Below are 522 nucleotides of genomic sequence, written 5' to 3'. Positions count from 1 at the left end.
GATCTTGAACTCACGGCTGAACTTCCGTCTCGTCATATCCACTCTCCAGTTCCTTGGTCACGATCTTATCTTCGTGTCCACGAAACCAGCAGCAGCTCAGTGCAAGGTATTTGGTAGACCGAAGGCCGCAATGATCGCCGACCTTCAGCGCATCGCCGGCGGCCAGTCGGCCAGAGCCTAGACAGGTGCCCAGCTACAGCCCGGTACGCGCCTAGTCCGCGAGTGGCAGGGCAGGACATGGACAGTCGAGGTGACAGACAGTGGATTCCTGATGGGCGGCGAGCAATTCGACTTGCTTTCCAGCATAGCGAAGAAGATCACCGGTGCCCACTGGTCCGGCCCACGGTTCTTCGGGCTCAGGGGCACGGCATCCGGCGAAAGGGCGCCAAGGGCTCTGTTGCACAAATGGGCTGACGGTTGGGTTTCCCCTATCCCCGGACAGACTTATCCCACGACCTCTGTAATGGGCGTGTCGAGCGCGGTGAAACCGTTCAGGACGGCAACACGAACCTGGACCTCCGC

The 522-nt window shown here is 60.2% G+C and carries 1 protein-coding gene and 1 pseudogene; both read left to right on the top strand.

Annotated features, from left to right (window positions below; genetic code table 11):
- Positions 1 to 181, top strand: a 181-nt coding sequence (locus tag XINFAN_RS22330) for a hypothetical protein (RefSeq protein WP_233352394.1), incomplete at its 5' end; no start/stop codon positions are given.
- Positions 182 to 199: 18 nt separating this feature from the next.
- A pseudogene (locus tag XINFAN_RS22325) lies at positions 200 to 522 on the top strand (DUF2924 domain-containing protein); the annotation flags it as partial.

The organism is Pseudogemmobacter humi (assembly GCF_900609055.1).
In the GTDB taxonomy this organism is placed as follows: Bacteria; Pseudomonadota; Alphaproteobacteria; order Rhodobacterales; family Rhodobacteraceae; genus Pseudogemmobacter; species Pseudogemmobacter humi.
The sequence above is the reverse complement of the archived record's forward strand: the minus strand, read 5'-3'. Positions and strand labels throughout refer to the sequence as shown.